Raw genomic sequence first — 18,568 nt, 5'->3', positions numbered from 1 at the left:
AAGCCTTGTACATTTAAGTGACCTAATAGTTGCAGGGCTTTTTGTTAAAAACACACCACGTTGGTGCATCTTTTAGTAATACTTCACCTCTTTGGTGCTAATCCTTAAGTATGTATTTACACTTAAATACTAAACACCTGATTTCTATTCATAAAATATTCAAGTTAATGTTGGCATACTTCTTCCTATAAACTGATGTGTTCAGTGAAAATACCAAGGAAAAACCATGTTCAATTTATACCATACCCTTTACCTTTTATGGCGTTTAGACATTAGCGTTTGGCAAGTTAACGACCCAACAAATACCCGCACTACCGCTGATAAAGAACGCGCCTATGTTAAGTAGCATCGTATTGTGTAAAGGCTTGGCATAAAGCTTAAATGTATAAACCTACTTTAGGCTAAGCTTTTGCACACTATGAAATTTATGAATAAACCTTATTTAATTACTTATTAGCCACCTGATATAAAAACGAAGCTCCCTACAAAAAATCACACATTTAAAAACATCGAAAAAATTAGTAAAAACACTGCGTTTATAACTTTGCAAGCAACCCTATTGCGTTGTATTGTTGCACCCTATTGAAAAATTTTAGTTGGAACGTGTATGCACGCTTTGGAAGTTAATTTTGATGGCTTAGTTGGCCCTACTCACAACTACGCTGGTTTATCGTATGGTAATGTTGCCTCGTTAAATAACGCAGCAAGTTTTTCAAATCCTCAAGAGGCAGTGCTTCAAGGCCTTGAAAAAATGAAAGCCATGCACGACAAAGGCCTAACTCAAGGTGTATTTGCCCCTCATGCGCGCCCCGACTTAAACGTACTGCGCCGCTTAGGCTTTACCGGTAACGATGCACAAGTAATTCATAAAGCATTTAAAGCTGATCCTATTTTATTACGCGCGTGTTATTCAGCGTCAGCAATGTGGACAGCCAATGCCGCTACGGTATCGCCATCTCCAGATACAACCGACGGCAAAGTACATTTTACTTCAGCTAATTTAAATAATAAGTTTCATCGTTCATTAGAGCCTGCAACCACTACACGCTTATTAAAGGCTATGTTTAATAACGACAAATACTTTGCGCACCACACCCATTTGCCTGACCAAGGCTTTTTTGGCGACGAAGGTGCAGCAAACCATACTCGTTTTTGTGACAGCCACGGCGAGCAAGGCCTTGAAATGTTTGTATTTGGTGCCAGCGCGTTTAACAGCCAATTACCAAAACCAGCTAAATTTCCTGCAAGGCAAACACTCGAAGCCTCAGAAGCAATTTGTCGCTTGCATAACTTAAAAGATTCAAGCCAAATTTTACTACAGCAAAATCCAGACGTAATAGACCAGGGTGTGTTTCATAACGATGTAATTGCAGTAGGTAACGCCAACGTATTACTGTGCCACCAGCAAGCATTTTTAAACCAAGCTTTGGCACTGCAAGATATTCGCGAAGCGTATGTGGGCAATAAAGAATTTTATATTATTGAAGTACCTACCGATAAAGTAAGCATTACCGACGCTGTAAGTAGCTATTTATTTAACAGCCAGCTAGTGAGCCTTGAAGATGGTTCAATGCTGTTAGTGGCACCACAAGAGTGTAAACGCAACAGCGCAGTTAACGCCTACATTGAAGAAATGATCATGGCTGATAACCCAGTAAACCAAGTACAGTTTTTTGATTTACGCCAAAGTATGCAAAATGGCGGCGGCCCTGCTTGCTTGCGTTTACGTGTAGCCCTTAACGAGCAAGAACTTGCTGCAGTAAACCCAGAGGTTATTTTAACTGATACTAAATACACACAACTGTGTGACTGGGCAAAACGTAACTACCGCGACAAATTAGGCGCAAGTGACTTTGCAGATTCAGCCCTATTAACTGAAAGCTACCAAGCACTTGATGAGCTAACGCAGCTACTAAATTTAGGCTCCGTGTACGACTTTCAATTAGAAGGTTAATACCTCAGCCTACATAAAGGCTAATACAAAAATAGCGAGCCAAGGCTCGCTATTTTTATTTGTGTTTATGTTAATACATATTTAAGCATCTTTGTTATACCAATTCGCTTAATTAAGTGATCTATTTTGAGGCTGGAAAAACGTGTTGATAACTAGGCAAAAAATTCGCTATTTAGTTGTTCTAAATGAGAATTTTTTAACGCAGGTAGCGACACGTTTAGCCCCGCAAACTGATTAAGTATTATTGCGGATTGGTATTAACCGTTATTGCCGACGCCATAGACTCAGATATATGCAGCGTACGCTGCGGAAACGGAATACTCAGCCCAGCACCTTCAATAGCTTCTTTAACTCGTTTATTTAAATCCCACACAGTTTGCCAATAATCACCATTAACAGCCCACGCACGTAATTGAATGTTCACTGCGCTTTCGCCTATTGATGTCACCATTACTTTAGGTGCAGGCTCTGCGAGTAATCGGCTCTCTGATGCAGCTAATTCTTTAAGTACATTTAAGCCAACGTCAATAGAGTCGGCATACGAAATACCCACCACTATATCCATTCGTCTTTTGCCATTACGGGTAAAGTTTTTAATATTGCCACCCCACACTTTGCCGTTAGGCGATGCTATATAAAGACCGTCGGTGGTTTTAAAAATAGTGGTAAATAGGTTTATTTCACTCACAGTACCAAGTGTGCCACTGGCATCAACAAAATCGCCTATTTTAAAAGGTCTGAGTATTAGCAGCATAATACCCGCAGCAATATTGCTCAGCGTATTTTTAAGGGCTAAACCAATCGCTAAACCAGCAGCACCCATTAGCGCAATTAAACTGGCCGTATTAACGCCAAAAATATCTAAAATAAATAGCCCGCCAATTATATAAACTAAATAACCAGCAATACTCGATAAAAGAGGAAGCAGCGTACTATCCACTTTTTTTAATGGCGATTTAGAGTTTTTAATCGCTTTTTTAACCGAGCGTGCAATTAAGGCACTCGCAACTAAAATCACCAACGCTAAAATCACTTTGTATCCTAAAGTGATGATTGTTTCTGAATGGCTTTGCCAAAACGCTAAGAGTTTATCTTTCATGTTTGTTCCGATAAATGTGGCTGAAACTCAGCAAAATAATGGTTAAATCTAATAAAACCGACTTCAAAAGAAGTGGCGCGAGTATATAGTAAAAAACAATTAAATCGATGAAATTAAAAACTTTTTAAAACATCATGTTAAAAGTTCTAACTCCTCATATTTTTAATTCAATTTAGGTTAAGGGTTAAATACATACACTTAACAAATCAAATAAGAGGAAACAACCATGAACTTTAAATCAACAATATTAAGTAGCGCTATTATTTTTGCCTTAGCAGGCTGCGGCTCATCAAATGACGATGCTGAAACAACCCCACCCCAAACAAGTGATAAAGCAACTTTTAGCTTAGGTATTTCCGACTCTCCAGTCACTGGTTTAAAACAAGTTAACGTTGTATTTGATTCAATAACAATTAAAGCCCAAGAAGGTGAAGAAGTTAGCTTTGAAACTCGCTCTAAAAACGATTCCACCTTAGCGCAAATGGTCAACTTACTAGACTATACGGGCGACGATATTTTTCAATTACTTGACGATCAAGAAGTACCTGCAGGTGATTATTCGTGGATCCGCGCGCAAGTAATAAACGGCGACACAAACAACCTTAGCTTAACATCTCACGTAGTTTATGAAGACGGCAGCATTGCACCACTTATCGTAAAAAGAAAAGGTAATGATGGCGTGGGTGAAATACAGCTAGATGGCTTTACACTCAATCAAACCGACAACGAGTTTGTATTAGAGTTTGATTTAAAAAAATCGTTAGTTGATCCACAAAATAATAACGAAGTCTTTTTAAAACCTCGCGGTGTGCGTTTACAAAACCTTTCTGAATCACAAGATATTGAAGGCACTGTAAGCCAAACACTTATAAACAATTGCGAGACTGACAACATTGATCTTGCCGCTGATGATTCATCATTTGGCCATGCTGTTTACCTTTACTCTGCGCAGGCACAAACCCCAACAGATATTCATGAAATAGATGACCAAACGCCTGATAACGCTCCGTTAGCTACTGCCAATGTTGTATTTGATGCAGACGATAATAAATACGAATTTGAACTCGCATTCATAACACCAGGCGACTATCAACTTGCTTATACGTGTAGCGCACACATAGACGATGCAGAGCAAGTAGATGCTGATTTTAATATTTATCAACTAAAACAAATTAGCCTAACGCAAGCTGACGATTTATCAGTCAATTTTGACATAGCCCAATAACTGCATGGCGCACATTGAGCTGCGCCTTTATTCATTTGTTAATAAGGAAAAAACCATGGCAAAAGAGAAAATAGTACTCATAACCGGCGCTTCTAGTGGCATTGGTGAAGCAACGGCAAAAACCTTAGTAAACAACGGTCATAAAGTTATATTAACCGCCCGTAGAGAAGAGCAACTTAATCAACTTGTTGCCGAGCTAGGCTCAGATAACGCACTGAGCGTAGCCGCAGATGCAACCGACTTTACCGCGCTTGAAAACGTAGTTACTAAAGGCATTGAAAAGTTTGGCCGATTAGATGTGGCCTTTGCTAACGCAGGCATGGGTGTTTCAACCGCTGGTACCGAAAAAGGTGACCCCGATGAGTGGTCAACCATGATCGATATAAATATTAAAGCCCTACTGTGGACTGCAAAACTAACACTGCCGCATTTACGCCAAAACAAAGGTCACTTTATATTAACCAGCTCTGCCGCTGGCCGTAAGCCAATTGGTGGCTCTATTTACGGTGCAACTAAATGGTTTGCTTATGGATTTGGACAAAACTTAGCTGAGGAAATGAGTGAGTGGAACGGACGCTGCACAACCATAGCCCCAGGCATGGTAAACACCCCGTTTTTTGATGAAGCTAAACCCGACAAACTCGACCCGCAAGATGTAGCCGACGCGGTATTGTTTGCTATTGAAGCAAACCAGCGCAACAGTGTGCGCGAGATTTATTTAATGCCAACTAATTAAATGTAGCTTGGTAGATTTTGGGCTGTCAGGTTTAATGCTAATGGCGTTAAACCTGATGGTTCTGATTCTTAATTTGAAACTAAAATATTTGTATATTCAAAGTCTATATCCGTTCTCTAACCAATAGTTAGCCTGCTTAATAAAGCCATCTAACTTTCTATTTTGTGAATTGCATGTATCCAATGTAGATACCCAATATTCCAACTCGGTCTCACTATGTTGCATTGGATAAAAATCTTTTAGGGTAAAACACATAAAGTTCAACTGCCATTGAAAATCAATTTCTTTAAATACAACAATTTCAGCAATATTAAAATAAAATTTATCTAAGCTAAAAAAATCATCAAAAATAATGCTTAATATAGCAGGTACTTCATGCCTAACCACTTCAACATTTTTCACACCTAGGTGACTGGACAGTGAATCTATGTGGAGCTTATTACCAACCTCAACCTTTTTATGTAAGCTATCAAAATAAGGAGATGATTTGATTATGGGTAGAACAAGCTCTTCAAACCAACCTAAAATATCCATTCTCAAATTGTTGTCATTGGGTAATGTCTTATAAGAAGTTATCTCACCCTGATTTATGCTAAAGCCTTCTTCGCTATAAGCTCTGTCTCTCAACGTTTCAAACTCTCTGACAAATGAGGGTAAAAGTAGTTTTGGAGCAATTTTTTCGACAATTAAACTGCACAATATTTTCAGAGTATTATTTTTAGTTTTAGATAACTCTAATAAACTATTAAATTCCTCCTTCAACTTAGCTATTTGATCTGCTTCATCCTTTGTTAGGCTAGTATTTGATAATTGCTCTTCAATATCAACCTTCAACAGCTGTTTAAAAAGTGATTTAACAAGAAGTACATACTCATCAAGGTGGCTACGATTGATAGTAAGACCATTCCCTTGATGATAAAGCTTATTCCTCAACCCATGGAAAAACTCAACCCTGGCAAGCTCTTTGACACTAATACCTTGTCTGCTATTTTTAACCCCCTCAATAACATGATGAAAACCTTTACGAAGAGTATTATACCGTTCATCCTCAGGAGTTATTGAGCCTGTAATATGCTTTGGCAACCCTAGGTAAGTTTTAAATAACATCTCAGCGCCAACATCCAGTAATAGGAATGCTATTAGATTATCTTCTTCATTCTGCTTTGCTGCATGATATATTGCCTCACTAACTATTTTTACAGGTGCTTTTTGCCAAGCATCTAATTTTTTTCTGTCCATAAATACCAAATAAAATTCGATAAAAGCGCTGTACGTATTAACGAATAATTATAAAATGAGTGAAAGGTTATAATTTGATATAACCAACTAGTTAAAGTCTAAGGTACAACATACTTCATATAATAAACCAGCTTTTTCAACTCCCCTCCCTATTGAATCCTCTGTATTTTTACTTCATATTAAATACTCTTATTTCTCACTTATTATGCTGTTATGTCATTTTTAAAATTTAGCCATGCACTTATCCTCACACTTGCTAGTACCTTACCGCTTACAAGCCATGCTGCGCTTGATAAAAATGAGCGTGAAATAGTAAAACAGGTCGATAAAAACATTCCCCAAGCATTGCAAGAAATAGAGCAAGCCGTAAATATCAATAGCGGTTCGCTTAATATTGAAGGTGTAAAAAAAATAGGCGCACTGACAAGCGAGCAACTTAAAGCCATTGGTTTTAAAGTAGAATGGCTGGATGGCAGCGCGTTTAACCGCGCAGGGCATGTATTAGCAACTCATGAGAGTAATGATCCCGATGCAATAAAAATACTGATGATCGGCCATCTAGATACGGTATTTGCCAAAAACGATAACTTTACTACCTACAAACAACTTGATGCCGATACAGCCAGTGGCCCAGGCGTTGCCGATATGAAAGGCGGTAACACGATAATAATTACCGCACTTAAAAGCTTGCAAGCCCTTAATTTACTCGAAAATGTAAGCATAAAAGTATTGCTGACTGGCGATGAAGAAAGCAGCGGTCGCCCGCTTAGCTTATCTAAACAAGCTATTGTTGATGCGGCAATTTGGGCTGACGTAGCGCTTGGCTATGAAAATGGCGATAACAATATAAAAACTGCTATGGCGGCGCGCCGNCGCTAAACGTAACGGCAAATGCAGCGCATTCGTCACAAATATTTAGCGAAAGCGTTGGATATGGCGCTATTTACGAAGCATCACGCATTTTAAATGATTTTAGAGAGCAACTTGCCACGCAACCTAATTTAACATTTAACCCAGGGCTTATTGTGGGCGGTACCAATGCCGACTACGACAGTGCTAATTCCTCAGCAACGGCGTTTGGTAAAAGTAATGTAATAGCACAAACCGTGCATGTAGCAGGTGATTTACGCGCACTATCGCCAAAGCAATTCGAAAACGCAAAAAGATCAATGCAACTCATTGCTAGCAACAGTTTAAATGGCAGTAAAGCAGAGCTTATTTTTGAAGACGGTTACCCGCCAATGGCATTAACTGATGGCAATAAAAAGCTATTAGAATTATACAGCGACGCAAGCCACGATTTAGGCTTCAACAAAGTAGTAGCCGCCAACCCTCGCAACGCAGGTGCAGCTGATATTTCGTTTGCGGCAAATCATGTTGATATGGCACTTGATGGTTTAGGTTTGATGGGCAGCGGCGCGCACACTAAAAACGAAACGGCCGATTTAACCAGCCTTGATAAAAACATTAAAAAAACTGCATTACTCATTTATAGATTAGGAAAACTATAATAGTAAATGTATTTTAAAGATGAGCGTAGGCCAAATAATAACCGTCCTACGCTTGTACTTACTTTTAAGACATTATTTTAAACAATAATTCTCGCACTGTGGCCGGTTCAAACGGTTTATCACAAATAGCATCAACTCCCGCTTGAGCTATATTTGCTAGGTGCGTTTCGTTTGCCTCTGAGCTCACCATTAAAATAGGAATATGCGAGTAACTATTTGAGCTTCTAACGGTTTCTGTTAGTTCTCGTCCGTCCATTTCTGGCATGTTGTAGTCGGTTACAATTAAGTCAAACGATTGGTTGTTTAAGTGCTCAATAGCTTCTTTACCGTTTTCAGCTTCTATCGGGGCGGGNATGTGTTTACGCGCAAAGCGGCTGTCGTCTACCACTAAAACTCGCAGCAGCGTTACGTCAAAATGATCAAGTTCTACTTCTTCTTCGCTTATAATATCGAGGGTTGCTTTGAGTGCGCGGGTAATGGCTTTTGCGCTAAAAGGCTTAGGCAAAATAGCTAGCACACCCGATTGGCGTAATTGCTCAAGGTATTTTTTATTACGCTCGCTCGATATAAGCATAAAAGGTTGATGCTCGGTGATAGGGTTTGATCTTATTTCTTGCAATAGTGAGTCGGCTGTCCCGTCAGATAAATACATAGAGCTTATAACTAGATCAGGGTGATAACTTGCCAATAAGCTAAGCGCTTGTGTTTGTGTAGATGCAGTTTCAACTTGTTTTACACCACTTTCTAAAAGCGATTTTATTATTATTTTTTGCTGAACCTCTGAAGGCTCTACAAGTAAAATAGACAAGTTTGCTATTGCAGTTAAGTCGCTCATTCAGATCTCTTTAGTATTGTTATAATCAGGATAATAATAACATTTTTGACTCGTTAATATTATATAAAGAGATTGTAATATTTAAGAAAACATTATCAATCCCTTTAAAATATAGCACTTCTTAATTAGATTGAATGTAATCTAATGCATTCATTTTTTTATATGTGACGTTAGCGTGCAAAATATGCGCAGGTTCAGGGTCAACCACTTCAACAGGAATGTCGTAATTTCGGGCTATTTCAATTGCCATTTGCGTAATATTAACGCTAAACGAGGTGCCCATAAATACAATTTTATCGGCGTTGAGCATACGCTGTTGTGCTTGTGTTATTCTGTAAAGCTCGGTGTAGTATTCGTCAAATAATAAAACAAAGGGCTTAAATGAATGGTTTAGCTCAGGCGTTTGGTGTTGAATATTAAATAGCTCAAAAAGAGACTCTTGCAGGCGGCTTTCGTCTACGCTTTCCCACGGGGTGGCAAGTGGCGTGACTGGCTCACCTTGCTCATGAAATAAGGTCATTTGATCAAGCCTGCCATGAATAGCAATGTAATTTTTATTACCCGCTTTGCCATCAAGCCCATCTATGTTTTGAGTAATTAGGTTTTTGTCACTTAGCCAATGGTGTACGTCGTTTGGGCCATGGTTGCGATACGTTGCAAAGCGATGGTAATACCATGCTAAAAACTCTTTAGGGGCATTTTGGTACATTGCGCGCGTTGCCATTTCCATAGGCGTATAATTTTTACTGCCTATGGTCCAGTAACCATCCTCCCCTCTAAAGGTGGGAATACCACTGGCTGCGCTGACTCCCGCTCCGGTAATGTAAAGGGTGTTCACTTTGGCGCCTCGTAACCGAGTACGTTAGCGCTTACTTGCTGACTGTTATCAATACCGCCAATTCGATATAAAACACCGCTGTGCTCAAGTAAACCACGATGATCCATACTCTTTACTTCAACTGGTGATAAAATCTGCCATTCGTTTTTTTCGATACTAAAGCGCCAAACATGATCACTTGCTGGTGCAGGTTTGCCGTCGTAGCCTATTGCGCTGTAGTTATATGGGTTATTAGAGCCTGCCATCATATAAATATTGCCATTATAACTGGTAGCTGCCATTCGATAGTGAGCGGTGCCCGTTGGATGAGGCAACGTACGCCAATCTATTTTTTGTGGATTAGTTGAATCTATTGTGCCTTTTAAACACTGTGCTACACCTGCAAACGAGCGACGCGAATCAGGATTAGCTTGTGTTTTAACGCCATCACAAATAACAATGGTATTATCGCTAATTGCAGCAGCTTGGCCAAATACGGGCTCACCTAAAAATGGCGAGGCTTGTTGCCATGTATTATTTTGCGTGTCGTACACTTGCACTAAGTTTACGTTGCCATCGTTATGCCAACCGCTAATTAGATAAATGTAACGCGCTTTGTAGCTCAGCGCGACGCTATCGTCTACGGGTACTGGCATGCTCGCAAGATGAGTGTAGGTATCTTTTATTACGTCGTACTTATATACGTCGGGGCTTGAAACTTCAGTATGATCCTCTGCTACCGTATAGCCGCCAAACACATAGGCGTACTCGCCTAAACCGACTGCGGTGCTTGCTAAGCGCCCTTTTAGTGGCAAGCTTGAGGGCACACCAGTTTTAAATTGCCACTGTGAATCGCCAACTTTAAGCGCCCACACTTTGTTATGCACTGACGAATGCTGTTTATCGCGCCCCAGCCCCATAAAGCTTAAAAAATAGGTTTGGTTTTGTACTGTAACTTTAGCCACAGCATTATTAGCAACTGGCTCTGGTAAAGCGGGAAGGCTTGCTAACGCAAGAGAAAAAAGAAGGCTCATAAGGCAAATAATTTAATAAGAATTAATACGCTCAGATTAAATTATTTTAACCTTGTGAGCCAGTATTGTTATATCTAAATAATCAAACGCTTTTGATTAGTAACCATATTAGTAGGCAATACTAATATGATTATTAACGTGCGCCGCATTTTGCGCTTCATCAACCATTGCAGTTGCATAATCAGTGACCGATACCTTGCTTTCGCCTGCATCATTAGTAAAAAATGTATTACTGCCGATACGGTAATCGCCTTCATTATCACCTGGATATAATTTGTGGACAGTTTATTTATGACGTAATTATCAGCAAACGGTAGTGCGTGCTTTCATCGACTTTTTAGCGCAGCACTGTCAAACCGATATTAAAAAATATGTCGGCAAGTAAGGCATTGTAGTTAAGGGCGCTGTGACTATTGTTTAAGCTAAGGTGATAGTTCAGCTTAGTTATTGAGGTAAATAGGTTACGTTATCTAAGCCTTGTTGTTTGTTTTTGTACATAGCTTCATCAGCATACTTTATGAGTTCGTGATCTGTTTGGCCGTGCTCTGGGTAATTTGCAATTCCTATACTGGGTGAAATATTTAGTAGTACGTCATCTAACTTAAAGACGGCTTTAAACTCAGTGAGGACTTTATTTTTTATTCTGACGGTTTCGTGGCTAGAACTTAAGTTATCTAAAATAATTAAAAATTCGTCTCCGCCTAAACGCCCTACTGTGTCGTAATGCCTAACCGACGCTGAGAGCCTTTTTGCTATAGCACATAAAAGCTTATCGCCAGTTTCGTGTCCGTGGGTGTCGTTTACTGCTTTAAAGCCATTTATGTCTATAAACAGTAAAGAAAAAAATGTGTTGTTTGTAGTTGCACTAATAATTACTTTTTCTAATCGCTCCATCAATAAAGAGCGATTAGGCAAACCAGTTAACACATCGTGCCGAGCCATGTAATGGAGCTGCTCTTCCATTACTTTTCGCTCAGTTATATCGTGCGCTACTGCAATTCTTACTTGATGTTGCTCTGACCAACGAACAGACCATAATATATGGACTAATTGACCATCTTTTCTCATCCAGCGGTTTTCAAAGCGAGGGTTAACCGTTTCGCCAGACAATAGCGATATTACGGCATTATGCGTTTTGTAATGATCACCTTCGTAAACATAGTTAATCATCTTTTTGCCTACAACTTCGTCGGCCGTATAACCAAAAATTTGCTCAAATGCTGCGCTTACAAAAACAAATGTGCCTTGTTTATCTACCACACAAACGGCATCAAGCATTAAATCGAGTACTTCTTCTACATTAATTAATTCATTTTTTTCCATACTTTGGTGCCTTCAAAGCAAAACCAAGCGAATTTAAGTATTCTATATACCTTTAATAAAAGCAAAGGTAATTGAAACTACAATAATAGTTAATACAAAGTTAGATTAATCGTGCACGTATAATTAATATCGCCCTTGTAAAAGCATGAAATGCAAAGTTAAATAATCAATAAGCGCAAAATACTTTGAAGTCCTTCAAAAATAGACTAAATTTTAAATAGTATATAATCATATAACTCTCAGTAACTTCTATTTTTTGACTCTTTAATAAATGTAATTGTATAAAATGTATCTACTTTATTTTTTAAATTTTACTGTTTTATTGGCCGAAGTTAAATTTTTTAACTACTACAAAATTAGTTGTTTTGATTTAATCGCATTTATACTTTTACGCTGTTAATGTATATTAATATTGTGTGATATCACATGTATTACAAAAACAGTCATTGTTTTTGATTTTTTGATTGCGCAGGAGACTTTTGGGTGAAAATATCACAACGTTTATTTTGGCCATTACTTTTTGTGTGCCCTCTTGTAACGGCTGAGCCGTTTGAAGATGAAGATCTCGATCTTGATGCTTTAATGGGTATGGATGTGCAAGCGACTTCTGCGATGAAAAGAGCACAATCAGCATTTGATACCGCTTCATCTATTTATGTATTAAGTAAAGAACAAATTACTAAATCTGGTGCTACATCAGTACCTGAAGCACTAAAAATGGTGCCGGGTTTAATTGTCCGTCAGCTCGATAACAATCAATGGGCTATTTCCTCAAGAGGCATTGCCTCTCGCTTTTCAAGCAAATTATTGGTTATGATTGACGGACAAAGCTTATATACCCCAAAGTTTGCCGCTGTTTATTGGGAAACACTCAACGTTCCTTTGTACGATATTGAACGTATTGAAGTTATACGCGGACAAGGCGGATTACTTTGGGGAAGTAACGCAAATAATGGCGTTATTAATATCATTACTAAAAATAGTATTGATACTCGCGGTGGATACGCAAACGTAACAACTGGTAATCAAATAAATGTTGATGCTAATCTTCGCTACGGTGGTGATATAAGTAACATAGGCAGCTACCGAGTGTATGGGCACTTAAAAGATGCGAATGAATCCCAAAAAGGCATCTCACTTCCCCCTAATGACACAACCAAACAAAACTCTTTAGGTTTTAGAGCTGACTTTACCCCTAATGATGAGTGGTCAGCACTACTCCAGGGTGATGTAACTCATTCCACACTTGGCCAAAACTACCGAGGTATTGTCGATGAAACCAACGAAAACATTTCATTTTCAGATGATTTAAAGCGAACAGACTCGCGCATAATGGCGCGCCTTGAAAACAGAATGTCGCCAGATGCCAATCAAATGCTACAAATTTCTTGGCTTAAACAAAATGGCTCTCAAAATTATATTAAAGAAGACTTTGAATCGATAGATATTGATTATCAAATGAACTTTATATATCAATCTCTACAGTTAGATTGGGGGTTGAACTACCGATACAATTCTATATCTTTCGCAGAAAGTGTATTTTTAGATAGCGATAAAAACTTTGATAGCCTCAAACAATATGGTGCACTTGTTCAAGCTCAATATAATGTGACTCCTGACATTCTCGACTTTATTATTGGTACTAAGCTTGATCATAACGATTTAACTGGCTGGGAAAATCAACCATCAGCAAGACTTATATACAAACCAGTAGATAACCACCTTACTTGGGGCGCAATATCGCGAAGTGTACGTACACCAACATTAATTGAGTTTAACGACAACTTTAAAGTTAATGGTACAGAAATTAAAGATCTTACCGGTTTAAGTTCAGGCTTTGACCAAATAGACGACTACCGAATTGCAACCTACCTAAATGGTAATGACAAAGTTAAATCAGAAAACTATCTATCCTATGAATTAGGCTACCGTTTTACTGCTAACGATTGGTCATTAGATCTTTCTACTTATTATACCGATGCTAAAAACGTAGCGGTTATTGATATGAATACGCATGCTGAACAATTCACTCCTATACTTGATTTATTTCTAGCAGGGAGAATTCCAGAAGTATTTCAAGCACTAACAATGACTCGTATAGATTTAGACTTTGCATCTGTAGCAAACACAACCACTAAAGGGTTCGACTTAGTAATATCATGGCAACCAATTAATAATCTCAATACTGAGTTTGGTTACAGTTACACCGACTATAACTACGATTTACCTCCTAGAGTAGAGCCCGCTATCGGGTATGACTCTAAAAACAGGCAGTTATTTGCAAAAGCCGATTATACATTCTCAACTGACCATAACGTATTTGCGACATTACGAGCAGTAAACTCAAATGCATATAATACTGATAATTACACAACGTTAGATGTTAGTTGGAATTGGCAGGCTACTCCTGTGTGGTCTACTGCAGTTTCGGGTAAAAACCTATTTTCAGGTTCACATATTGAGTACAGTAATACGCGCGAAACCTATACATTACCAAACTATATTGATGAATGTATTACGTTTACAATTTCAGCAAATTTCTAAGCTAATTAGATGATTAAATTAAGAAGTCTAATTCACAGAAGCTTGATAGCCTTGGTACTTTTAAGTACCAGCGTTGACGCTGTTGAAAAAGAATACATGCTAAAAGCAGGCTTCTTGTATAACTTTGCACGTTTTGGACACTGGGATTCTCATTTAGAACCCCTTGATCAATTTACTATTTGTAGCCCTGATAAATACTTTATTGATGTGGCTAACACCGCTCTAAAAAATCGCACTATAAAAAAATTACCTTTACATAATAAATTAGTCACTATTGATGAAGTCACAACATCTGCGTGTAACATGCTATTTATCACCTCAGATACATTTGCTCAGTGGCAAAACATAACTCCTTTAGATCTAAAAAATATTATGGTCATTGGTGAAACAGACTCATTTATTGAAAATGGCGGCCATATCAGATTCTTTCTTTCCAGTGGTAAAATTCGCTTTGAAATTGCACCACAACAGCTTAAAGATGCAGGCATTACTATGAGTTCAAAAGTACTACGACTTGCACGCGTTGTAGATAGGTAATGCAATGAAAAAACTATTTGCATTAAATACAATGAGCAAAAAATTATTATTCATCTTAATGAGTGTCGCACTTGTATCAACCGCTACAGTAACCATTGTATTTAGTGCTTATGAAATCACCAGCGCTCAAGAAGAACAAATAGAAAGCCTGGGGTCGCTGTCTAAAATGCTTTCACCCAATATAACTACTGCACTTATGTTTAATGACATAGATGCAGTACAAGAGCTTATAGACCCAATACTTATACGCTCAGATGTTATTAGTATAATGGTAACGAGTATGACTGGTGAACAACTTGTTATTGCTCAAGCCGAAAATGAAGAAATAGAACAAAGCATTGAGGTTAATACCCCCCTTCAGCTCGATATGCATGATTATGGCGTATTAAAAATACGCGCTAACAACAGTTACATTCAAGATAGAATCACTTTTTACTTTAAATTTATAATGATTTTGATGGTCTTTACCTTTGCTATCAGCCTCATTTTATCCCTTTTGCTAAGGCGCCGCTTTTTAAACCCTATTTTATATTTAGCACAAACAGCAAATAAAATAACAACGTCACATGATTATAGCTTACGCGCTAAACAACTATCACAAGATGAAGTAGGACAATTAACCTCTTGTTTTAACGATATGCTATACAACATTGAGCAAAGAGAAAGTTCATTAGAAAACCAAGTTAGGCTTCGTACTAATGAACTTGAAAATGCAAATATTCAGTTGCAACAATATGCTTACCAAGACGGGTTAACCGATTTACCAAATAGACGGTATTTTTACGAGAAACTACAAAGCTTAATAAGTGTTGAAGGAATGAAATTCGCACTTATATTTATAGATTTAGATGGTTTTAAAGAAGTAAACGACAGCCTTGGGCATGACTACGGTGATTTATTATTACACCAGGTAGCAACGAGGCTGCAAAGCTGTATAACAACAAAAGATACAGTAGCACGCTTAGGTGGAGACGAATTTACATTAATTTTAGAGGGTGTAAATAGCCCAGATGAAGCATCAAAAATTGCCGAAGCTGTAAAAAGTAGTTTAATGCAGAGCATTAAAATAAAAAAAGAAACAGTCTATGTTACCGCAAGCATAGGTTTAACGTTTTTCCCTGCTGATGGTTTAACAGTAGAAGAGCTCGTTAGACGTGCTGATCAAGCGATGTATTTATCTAAAAATAAAGGGCGGAATCGCTATGAGTTTTTCTCCTATGCTATCGAAGAAAAAGCCACAGAAAAGCGTCGCCTGATAGAAGAGATACGCACTGCAATTGTTAAAAACCAATTTGAATTATATTACCAACCTATATTTTCAATTGATGGGAAATCAGTACCAAAAGCTGAAGCCCTTATTCGTTGGAACCACCCTGAACGAGGCCTAATAGGCCCCAATGAATTTATACCTGTTGCTGAAAAAAATGGATTAATAAACGACATAGGCCAATGGGTAAAATCTCAAGCAATTCAAGATACCGTCCAATTCAATGTTTTAAGTGAAAATACAATTCAAGTCAGTGTAAATACATCACCTCTTGAAATTGACCGCGCTGGTTGCTGGGTGGATGAATGGATTGTTGCAAGTAAAAAGTACCAACTACCCGCCAACACTATTTTAATTGAAGTCACTGAAAATACCTTAATGGATCCAGATTCGTCAATACAGCGACAATTAAAACGCTTAAGCACTATTAATATAGACATAGCGATTGACGACTTTGGTGTTGGTTATTCTTCTTTGGCGTATTTACAGCGCTTAGATATAGACATTTTAAAAATAGATCGCTCATTTATAAGCGATATTGAATCAAACGATAATAGTATTGCTCTCGTTAAGGCTATTATCACTATGGCTCACAACCTAGATGTAATGGTGGTAGCGGAAGGTGTTGAAACACAAAAACAGTATGACCTATTAAAGCTGCTTGCTTGCGATTATATTCAAGGCTACATTTTTTCAAAGGCAATTACTAAACAAGAGTTTATGAAAAAGTATATAAAACAAAAAGAAGTGATCTAATTTATGTCTATCGTGCTAGATTTTAGCAAGCCAACACAGAACACTTCTTTACTCTTGCGTTAAAAATTCATGTATTTAAAGCTTAATCCCAAGCTATAACCAGCGAGGGACTAGTTGTTTATACTCTTTATATTGTGTAGAAAAACGATGAGCTAAATGAGCCTCCTCAACTAACGTTTGTCGATATATAGCTGTAAAACCTATAACTAAACAGATCAAACTAAATATACTAGGTAAGGCTAAAAAGAAACCCACCTGTGCAGCTACAACACCTAAATACATCGGATTCCTAGAGTATTCATATAATCCTGATGTTTTAAGCTCATGTGGTCCCTTAGGATCAATTCCTGAACGCCAAAGTGCTGCCATATGAAAATGTACAAACATCGTCAAAATAAAACCGGCACTCAATAAAATATCGCCAAATAATACACTTGGCCAGCCATTGAGAATTGGGAATAGCCCGAGGTAGCTATCTAACTCAGGTACAAACACTCTAATTACACATATAAACCAAATAGCAGCCCTGAAAAACTTAAAAACCATATGGTTCCACCAACTAGTACAAAACTTATCTCCGGGATAAATAACGCCTGATGGTGTGTCTCGATTTTTATAAATAATTCTAAATGTATAAAAGCCCGCAACAAAAGTATAAAAAATAGCTAAGTAAATACGTGTAAATTCAACTAGCGAAGTAGAGTCATCTAAAAATGTTTCATAGGGCATCTAGTTACAGCTCACAATCATTATTGGTAGTAATTTTAAAACAACTAACTCAATAAATTTTAGTTATAAGGTCATGAAATTATATTAGTATTCATTGCCTTCATAAACAAGTTAAGTCAGAGGTTTGTTAACGAGTAATCATTAACTAATACCATTAATTTAAATAACTTTGATTTACGAGGATCTCATACTTTTTATATAATACCAATCTGCTTATATATTTGAATTGATATTATTCACTCATATTTTTACATTCTATATATGCAAAAAAACGACTATTTCGGTTAGGACTTTCTTTAATTTGAAGCTTTGTACAGTGCAATAGTGCCCTCAGCGTTAGGACGTCACAGTGAAATACTGCACTCGCATCGGCGATGCCACTTTAACTAGTTAAATTAAGTAGATTATTCACTGAGAGACGCTTCGCTCTAGAGAAATACCTGTATCACTTTTCTGAAAATGTAAAAAGCCGACTCTTTTTGAAACGGGCTCTCTAAAATGTGAAGCTTGTGTAATGTCATAGTGCCCACAGCGGTGGAGAGTCACGTAGCAAATGCTGCTGTATTGGCCGACTGAGATATTGAGGGGTTTTGTTGTGATTTTAGCGTCGGGAGTCGCTACGCTCGCCCTACGTGATGGATGTTGATGTGAGTGTGTGTTAATTGCGCACATTTCACTTTTCTACAGACGTAAAAAAGCCTGAATCTCTAGATTCGGGCGCTCTACAATGTGAAGCTTGTGTAATGTCATAGTGCCCACAGCGGTAGAAAGTCACGTAGCAAATGCTACTTTATTGGCCGACTGAGATATTGAGGGTTTTTGTTGTGATTCTAGCGTCGGGAGTCGCTGCGCTCGCCCGACCTACGTGCTAGGTGTTGATGTGAGTGTGTGTTAATTGCGCGCATTTCACTTTTCTGCAGACGTAAAAAAGCCCGAATCGTTAGATTCGGGCTTTCTACAAT

Annotated in this window: 13 protein-coding genes and 1 pseudogene; 7 read left to right on the top strand and 7 right to left on the bottom strand. The window is 38.1% G+C overall.

Annotation, left to right across the window (positions count from 1 at the left end):
* Positions 1 to 607 precede the first annotated feature (607 nt).
* Positions 608 to 1,954: an N-succinylarginine dihydrolase gene (gene astB, locus L654_RS0116065; RefSeq protein ID WP_004334492.1), complete on the top strand. Its 1,347-nt coding sequence runs from the start codon at positions 608 to 610 to the stop codon at positions 1,952 to 1,954.
* A gap of 241 nt (positions 1,955 to 2,195) precedes the next feature.
* Here the strand turns inward: astB and L654_RS0116060 are convergent, their stop codons facing one another.
* On the bottom strand, positions 2,196 to 3,053 hold the full coding sequence (locus L654_RS0116060) for a mechanosensitive ion channel domain-containing protein (RefSeq protein ID WP_024608434.1): 858 nt from the start codon (positions 3,051 to 3,053) through the stop codon (positions 2,196 to 2,198).
* A gap of 226 nt (positions 3,054 to 3,279) precedes the next feature.
* On the opposite strand from L654_RS0116060, the gene L654_RS0116055 reads away from it, so the two are divergent.
* Entirely contained in the window at positions 3,280 to 4,278 is a 999-nt protein-coding gene (locus L654_RS0116055; protein ID WP_024608433.1) for a DUF4382 domain-containing protein, read from the top strand.
* 55 nt (positions 4,279 to 4,333) lie between these two features.
* Positions 4,334 to 5,014 carry an SDR family oxidoreductase gene (locus L654_RS0116050; RefSeq protein WP_024591546.1) on the top strand — a complete coding sequence of 227 codons (681 nt, stop codon included), beginning with the start codon at positions 4,334 to 4,336 and terminating at the stop codon, positions 5,012 to 5,014.
* 96 nt (positions 5,015 to 5,110) lie between these two features.
* Here L654_RS0116050 and L654_RS0116045 read toward each other — a convergent pair whose 3' ends face one another.
* Positions 5,111 to 6,253, bottom strand: coding sequence for a hypothetical protein (locus tag L654_RS0116045; protein ID WP_024608432.1), 1,143 nt, complete (start codon positions 6,251 to 6,253; stop codon positions 5,111 to 5,113).
* Between the two features lie 213 nt (positions 6,254 to 6,466).
* On the opposite strand from L654_RS0116045, the pseudogene L654_RS01000000126225 reads away from it, so the two are divergent.
* Positions 6,467 to 7,764: pseudogene (locus L654_RS01000000126225) on the top strand (M20/M25/M40 family metallo-hydrolase).
* A gap of 64 nt (positions 7,765 to 7,828) precedes the next feature.
* Here the strand turns inward: L654_RS01000000126225 and L654_RS0116035 are convergent.
* The 4 genes from L654_RS0116035 to L654_RS0116015 all read right to left on the bottom strand — a co-directional run bounded on the left by L654_RS0116035 (position 7,829) and on the right by L654_RS0116015 (position 11,773).
* Positions 7,829 to 8,599, bottom strand: a complete 771-nt coding sequence (locus L654_RS0116035; RefSeq protein ID WP_024608431.1) for a response regulator — start codon at positions 8,597 to 8,599, stop codon at positions 7,829 to 7,831.
* A 121-nt stretch (positions 8,600 to 8,720) separates the two neighbouring features.
* A complete protein-coding gene (locus L654_RS0116030; protein WP_007586245.1) occupies positions 8,721 to 9,437 on the bottom strand; it encodes a Sir2 family NAD-dependent protein deacetylase in 717 nt (238 codons plus the stop codon).
* Complete coding sequence (locus L654_RS0116025; protein ID WP_024608430.1) at positions 9,434 to 10,450, bottom strand: kelch repeat-containing protein; 1,017 nt, start codon at positions 10,448 to 10,450, stop codon at positions 9,434 to 9,436. Before L654_RS0116025 ends, L654_RS0116030 begins: the two co-directional genes overlap by 4 nt.
* A 444-nt stretch (positions 10,451 to 10,894) precedes the next feature.
* Positions 10,895 to 11,773: a sensor domain-containing diguanylate cyclase gene (locus L654_RS0116015; RefSeq protein ID WP_024608429.1), complete on the bottom strand. Its 879-nt coding sequence runs from the start codon at positions 11,771 to 11,773 to the stop codon at positions 10,895 to 10,897.
* Positions 11,774 to 12,256: 483 nt separating this feature from the next.
* Between L654_RS0116015 and L654_RS0116010 the strand changes: the two genes are divergently transcribed.
* The 3 genes from L654_RS0116010 to L654_RS0116000 are packed head-to-tail and all read left to right on the top strand — an operon-like array spanning position 12,257 to position 16,877.
* A complete protein-coding gene (locus tag L654_RS0116010; RefSeq protein WP_024608428.1) occupies positions 12,257 to 14,317 on the top strand; it encodes a TonB-dependent receptor in 2,061 nt (686 codons plus the stop codon).
* A 9-nt stretch (positions 14,318 to 14,326) separates the two neighbouring features.
* The gene (locus L654_RS0116005) at positions 14,327 to 14,854 is read left to right on the top strand and encodes a YfiR family protein (protein WP_007586256.1); all 528 of its coding nucleotides are present in this window, start codon (positions 14,327 to 14,329) and stop codon (positions 14,852 to 14,854) included.
* Positions 14,855 to 14,858: 4 nt separating this feature from the next.
* The gene (locus L654_RS0116000; RefSeq protein ID WP_024608427.1) at positions 14,859 to 16,877 is read left to right on the top strand and encodes an EAL domain-containing protein; all 2,019 of its coding nucleotides are present in this window, start codon (positions 14,859 to 14,861) and stop codon (positions 16,875 to 16,877) included.
* Between the two features lie 93 nt (positions 16,878 to 16,970).
* Here L654_RS0116000 and L654_RS0115995 read toward each other — a convergent pair whose 3' ends face one another.
* Entirely contained in the window at positions 16,971 to 17,606 is a 636-nt protein-coding gene (locus L654_RS0115995) for an isoprenylcysteine carboxylmethyltransferase family protein (RefSeq protein ID WP_024608426.1), read from the bottom strand.
* Positions 17,607 to 18,568: the final 962 nt, after the last annotated feature.

The organism is Pseudoalteromonas sp. TAB23 (assembly GCF_000498075.1).
Taxonomy (GTDB): Bacteria; Pseudomonadota; Gammaproteobacteria; order Enterobacterales; family Alteromonadaceae; genus Pseudoalteromonas; species Pseudoalteromonas arctica.
The sequence above is the reverse complement of the archived record's forward strand: the minus strand, read 5'-3'. Positions and strand labels throughout refer to the sequence as shown.

Bases quoted from the DNA above. Each gene is read 5' to 3' on its own strand.
- L654_RS0116025 (WP_024608430.1), bottom strand. From the start codon at position 10,450: ATGAGCCTTCTTTTTTCTCTTGCGTTAGCAAGCCTTCCCGCTTTACCA.
- L654_RS0115995 (WP_024608426.1), bottom strand. From the start codon at position 17,606: ATGCCCTATGAAACATTTTTAGATGACTCTACTTCGCTAGTTGAATTT.
- L654_RS0116060 (WP_024608434.1), bottom strand. From the start codon at position 3,053: ATGAAAGATAAACTCTTAGCGTTTTGGCAAAGCCATTCAGAAACAATC.
- astB (WP_004334492.1), top strand. From the start codon at position 608: ATGCACGCTTTGGAAGTTAATTTTGATGGCTTAGTTGGCCCTACTCAC.
- L654_RS0116045 (WP_024608432.1), bottom strand. From the start codon at position 6,253: ATGGACAGAAAAAAATTAGATGCTTGGCAAAAAGCACCTGTAAAAATA.
- L654_RS0116050 (WP_024591546.1), top strand. From the start codon at position 4,334: ATGGCAAAAGAGAAAATAGTACTCATAACCGGCGCTTCTAGTGGCATT.
- L654_RS0116005 (WP_007586256.1), top strand. From the start codon at position 14,327: ATGATTAAATTAAGAAGTCTAATTCACAGAAGCTTGATAGCCTTGGTA.
- L654_RS0116000 (WP_024608427.1), top strand. From the start codon at position 14,859: ATGAAAAAACTATTTGCATTAAATACAATGAGCAAAAAATTATTATTC.
- L654_RS0116015 (WP_024608429.1), bottom strand. From the start codon at position 11,773: ATGGAAAAAAATGAATTAATTAATGTAGAAGAAGTACTCGATTTAATG.
- L654_RS0116055 (WP_024608433.1), top strand. From the start codon at position 3,280: ATGAACTTTAAATCAACAATATTAAGTAGCGCTATTATTTTTGCCTTA.